Source organism: Archangium sp. (genome assembly GCF_036388035.1).
Taxonomy (GTDB): Bacteria; Myxococcota; Myxococcia; order Myxococcales; family Myxococcaceae; genus Archangium.
In genome coordinates, this window is sequence record NZ_DASVSO010000106.1 from 1 (window position 1) to 4,557 (window position 4,557).

Genomic DNA, 4,557 nt, shown 5'->3' on the forward strand with positions numbered 1-4,557 from the left:
GGAGGAGCTCGCCGAGTTCGACGACGAGGAGGCCGAGGTCCCCGCCGAGGAGGACGAGGAGATCTAAGCCCGCGATACCAGGGGGGCTCCGCTCACCGGCGGTGGCCCCCCGTCCCGTCTCAGTTGCGCGTCGCTCCACCCAACTGGAGGACGGCGAGGCGGATCTGCGCGTAGAGAGCGGGACCCATGGCCTGCATGCCCACCGGACGGCGCGGGCCCTGGCCCTTGTCCACCATCACGGGGCCCGTCGTGAGTCGTCTCGGGCTCGGTCGCTTCTTTGGCTGCATGGGTCGTCCCCCGCTTCGCATTGCCCCAGACATGTAGCAGCAGTTACGTCCGGACGGAAACTTTTCGCCCTGGCCCTCTTCGAGGTAGGGAGGCGAGGAGTCCGGCGCACCCCCGCCCGGCTAACGGAAGCGTGAAGCGGATTCCGGGTCCGCCCGGCCGGCCGCGGGTCGAGGGATGACGGCGGTGACATTTGGGCGTTGGACCCCGTAAACCCTTGTTGATAGTAAGGGCGCGGGCCCCAGGGCCCCCCATTTGGAGGCAGCGAATTTGCGGGAGAAACTGAAGGCGCTGGCGGAGCTGCAGAAGGTGGACCTCGAGGTCGCCTCGCTCCGGAAGGCCGCGGACGTGCATCCCCGGCAGCTGGCTGATCTGGAGCGCGAGCTGGGTGCGGCGCGCAGCGCCATCGAGGCCGAACGCAACCGGGTCGCGGACATCGAGAAGCAGAAGAGCACGCTCGAGCAGAACATCGCGGACGAGAAGGACAAGGTGAAGAAGTGGGAGGCGCGGCTCGCCGAGCAGCGCTCCACCCGCGAGTACTCCGCCCTGGCCCGCGAGATCGACATCGCCAAGAAGGCCAACCAGACGATGGCCGACGAGCTGGTGGAGCTGGTCAAGACGCTCGCCGCCGCGCGTGAGGCGGTGAAGGGCAAGGAGGCGGAGTTCGCCTCGCGCCAGGAGCAGCTCTCCGGACGGATGACCGAGCTGAAGGGCAAGCTGAGCCAGGCCGAGGGCCAGGTGAAGGCGCTCGAGGGCAAGCGGAGCTCGGTGGCCGCGGCGGTGGACGCCAACCTGCTGCGCCGCTACGAGACGGTGCGCAAGAAGAAGCTGCCGGCGATGGTGGGCGTGGTGGCCGGAACCTGCCAGGGCTGCAACATGAACGTGCCCCCGCAGCTCTACAACAACCTGCGCGTGTCGCTGGGCACGGACGTGTGCCCCTCCTGCCACCGCATCATCTACGCCGTCGAGGCGCTCGAGACGCCGGCGGCGAAGTAGGCCGCGCCGGAAGATGGCCGCACCGACCGTCGTCGACATCCTCCGCCATCTCGCGCGCGAGGAGCCGCTCTCCGCGACGGTGCGGGCCTTCCCGGGACTCACCCGGGAGGAAGTGGGACGGTTGCTGGAGGTGGCCGCCGAGCGGCTCGCCGCCCTTCCGTCCGAGCCCGCGCGCGTCTCCCCGCCCGCTCCGAAGCCCGACGCGGCGCCCGTCGCTCCAGCCGAGTCACCCACGAAGCTGCGACTCTTCTCGGATGGGGCCGCCCGTGGCAACCCCGGCCCGGCCGGCGCGGGCGCGGTGCTGATGGACACCGAGGGACGGGTGGTGGCCCGGCTCGGCAAGTTCCTCGGCGTCCAGACGAACAACTACGCCGAGTACATGGGCCTGCTGCTGGGCCTGAAGCACGCCAGGGACCTGGGCGTGGTGAAGGAACTCGAGGTGCTCGCCGACAGCGAGCTGCTCATCCGCCAGCTCCAGGGCCGCTACCAGGTGAAGAGCCCCACCCTCCGTCCCCTCTACGAGGAGGCGAGCGGGCTGTTGAAGGCCTTCCCCCGGGTGAAGCTCACCCACGTGCCACGCGAGAAGAACAAGGCGGCCGACGAGATGAGCAACCGCGCCATCGACGAGCGGATGTGAACCCCCTGCCCCTCGTCCGGAGTGACCTCGGGCCCGTCTCTGTTGTATGAGGCATGGGCCGGAGTGGTCCGGGTGAACGCTGGTCACTGCTGGAATGGGTGACGGGAGGAAAGTCCGAGCTCCACAGGGCAGGGTGCTGGCTAACGGCCAGTCGAGGCGACTCGCAGGAAAGTGCCACAGAAAACAAACCGCCGGTTCCGCGAGGGGCCGGTAAGGGTGAAACGGTGCGGTAAGAGCGCACCGCGCCCGAGGTGACTCGGGCGGCACGGCAAACCCCACCTGGAGCAAGAGCCAATAGGAGCGCGTCCTCGCGAGGGGACAGGGGTTGCCCGCCCCATGCGCTCGGGTTGCTCGCTGATGAGGCCCCTGGGCAACCAGGGCCCTAGATGAATGTTCACCGCCCACCTCGAAAGGGGTGGGGACAGGACTCGGCTTACAGGGCCACTCCGGTTTTTTTCTTCCCTGGGCCTACTGCTGCTCCACCGGCACCTGCACGAGCAGGATGCGGCTGCGCCCGTCGTTGCGCACGGCCTCCGGGTTCTTGAGCTGCAGGCGCGCATCGGTCTGGGGGTGCCAGAAGCCCATCCACAGGTTGAGCGCGCGAGCGGGAGCCCCGGGCGGGAGCATGAGGGTGAACTCGTCCTTCACCGTCTCGCCGACCTTCCACTGGCTGGTGGGGTAGAGGCCGCCGGCCGGCTTGTGGTCGGCGTTGAGGCGCTCCATGCGGCCCTCGGCGTCCTCCACATGGACGAAAATCATGTAGTCGTCCTCGAGGGGCTTGAGCACCTTGAAGAAGGCGGTGACGCGGGCGGCCTCGCCGGGAGCGATGCGGCCCGGCTGCACGGTGGCGCCCACCAGTTCCACCTTGTCCTCGAAGTTGGCGCCGTTGCGCACCGAGAGCTGTGGCACCTGCGTCACCACGGCCTGGCGCCGCTCGTTGGGGCTGGAGCCTCCGGGCGCCTCGACGATGCAGGCGGAGAGCAGGGAGGCGGGGACGAGGAGGGCGAGGAGCAAGGGACGGCGCATGGCGAGCCTGTTTCTACCGGCTTCCCGGCACGGCATCCACCGGCGCGTGGCCTCACTCGGTTCCGGTCCGAAAAACGCCTGGAAGGTCCGCGTCGGAGGGAGCGAGTGGCAGGCACTTCAACCCCGCGGGCGCTCCGGGAGCAGAGCCGCCGCGGCGTCCCACGCCTCATGGTTACCGGGCTCTCGAGGCGGGAGATGTTCCCTCGCGGTCTGCCGGTCAGCATCGAGCACCAATGGATCCGCACCAGCCCTGAGCAGAAGCTCGAGCATGGGGATGTCGAGCTGGCTGGCCGCCCGCCCAAGTGCCGTCATCCCACTCAGCCCGCCGAAATCATCGATGGTTTGGGTAGCACCGCAGCGCAAGAGCATGGCCGCCAGTTCGTGCTCCCCCAGCTCCACGCACACCCGGAGGGGTGAATCCCCCTCACTGCCTCTGAAATTTGGGTCCGCACCTGCGGCGAGGAGTATCCGTGCCGCCTCCGGTTGCTTGCGAAAGAGGGCCATGAGCAATGGAGTCGCATCGCGGTCCGAGTCCAATCCATCGACGTGGGCACCATGCCTGAGAAGAAGAATCAGCGTTTCGATGGACCCTCCGTCCTCGAGTTCATTGACGGCGGCATGTAGCGCGAGCCACTTTGGCCCTGCGGCCTTGACGGCATTCGGATCCGCACCGCCCCTTAATGAGGTGGCCAGGCGATCCAAGTCATGAGTCTCGATGGCTTCGAAGAGTTCTGTCGACATGACTCAAAGGTCCGCCATGGGGTGACCAGGAGCGCAGTTTTCTGCTTCCAGTGCCAGACAATGCGCGAGCCCATCCTTATGATCGCTCAAGACCTTTTCATGCCGGGTATCGGGCACTCCACCAAAACACTCGTCCTGAATGAGTTGACGAATGCCAATGCAGTTCCGAAATGCCTGGATACGCAACTGGACTTCGGAACATGGCACCTTGGCGAGTCGCTTGGGGTTGGTCTTCTTGCGGCTGCAGCTATCGCCCGGTATGGCGCTGCATATCCGAGCTTTCTCGGCCTGGAGGAAGTCGAGCACCGTGTCATCACATGTCTGATTCGGATTGCGCCGCGAAGCCATGCGTGAGGGCGCCTGTGACCTTGGATCTGATGCGGATGCAGTCGAGTTCGCCATGGCATCCCAGCTCTCTTGGATGAGCCTCTCGCGCTCCCACTGCGGTAGCTGCCAGAATCGGTCATATTCTTCCGCGCTGCTCCAAGGCAGGAGGGTCACTGGGTCGACCGTGTTCTTCCAGTCCCCGGGGAAGGTGTCAGCACCCAGGTCACTCGGCCACAAGAGGATGGCCGCGACCGCCGCTGGAATGTTCAGCAGGCGAGCGGCGGCACCCGCGGGGACGCGGACGCCAGGGCCCGGCTTCACGGGTTCCACGGAAGTGGGTGGCCGCTCGAGAGTCGCTGGTGGCCGAAGCCGAGAGGGTGACTGAACCGCTGGCCCGCTGGAAGAAGGAGGAGCCGCGGGCCGTGGATCAGGTCTGGCCACCTGCCCATTGCTGACGGCGTAGTCGTCCGGGAGCGTTGTCGTCGCGCATCCGGAGAGAAGAACCAGGACCACGAGGCCACCCAGATGATGGCTCATGTCCGTCG

6 protein-coding genes and 1 other RNA gene are annotated in these 4,557 nt (G+C 67.0%); 3 read left to right on the forward strand and 4 right to left on the reverse strand.

Annotated elements, in window-relative coordinates; translation table 11 throughout:
• Positions 1-119 precede the first annotated feature (119 nt).
• Positions 120-287 carry a hypothetical protein gene (locus tag VF697_RS04675; protein WP_331092268.1) on the reverse strand — a complete coding sequence of 56 codons (168 nt, stop codon included), beginning with the start codon at positions 285-287 and terminating at the stop codon, positions 120-122.
• A 268-nt stretch (positions 288-555) separates the two neighbouring features.
• Here VF697_RS04675 and VF697_RS04680 point away from each other — a divergent pair, with 268 nt between their 5' ends.
• The 3 genes from VF697_RS04680 to rnpB all read left to right on the forward strand — a co-directional run bounded on the left by VF697_RS04680 (position 556) and on the right by rnpB (position 2,370).
• Positions 556-1,281 (forward strand): zinc ribbon domain-containing protein, encoded by a 726-nt coding sequence (locus VF697_RS04680; protein WP_331092269.1) that lies wholly within the window; start codon positions 556-558, stop codon positions 1,279-1,281.
• Between the two features lie 13 nt (positions 1,282-1,294).
• Positions 1,295-1,918 carry a ribonuclease HI family protein gene (locus VF697_RS04685; protein ID WP_331092270.1) on the forward strand — a complete coding sequence of 208 codons (624 nt, stop codon included), beginning with the start codon at positions 1,295-1,297 and terminating at the stop codon, positions 1,916-1,918.
• Positions 1,919-1,978: 60 nt separating this feature from the next.
• An RNA gene (rnpB, locus tag VF697_RS04690) (RNase P RNA component class A) lies at positions 1,979-2,370 on the forward strand.
• A gap of 16 nt (positions 2,371-2,386) precedes the next feature.
• Here rnpB and VF697_RS04695 read toward each other — a convergent pair.
• The 3 genes from VF697_RS04695 to VF697_RS04705 form a co-directional block, all read right to left on the reverse strand.
• On the reverse strand, positions 2,387-2,944 hold the full coding sequence (locus VF697_RS04695) for a hypothetical protein (protein WP_331092271.1): 558 nt from the start codon (positions 2,942-2,944) through the stop codon (positions 2,387-2,389).
• A gap of 117 nt (positions 2,945-3,061) precedes the next feature.
• Positions 3,062-3,685 carry an ankyrin repeat domain-containing protein gene (locus VF697_RS04700; RefSeq protein ID WP_331092272.1) on the reverse strand — a complete coding sequence of 208 codons (624 nt, stop codon included), beginning with the start codon at positions 3,683-3,685 and terminating at the stop codon, positions 3,062-3,064.
• A 3-nt stretch (positions 3,686-3,688) separates the two neighbouring features.
• Complete coding sequence (locus VF697_RS04705) at positions 3,689-4,342, reverse strand: hypothetical protein (protein WP_331092273.1); 654 nt, start codon at positions 4,340-4,342, stop codon at positions 3,689-3,691.
• Positions 4,343-4,557: the final 215 nt, after the last annotated feature.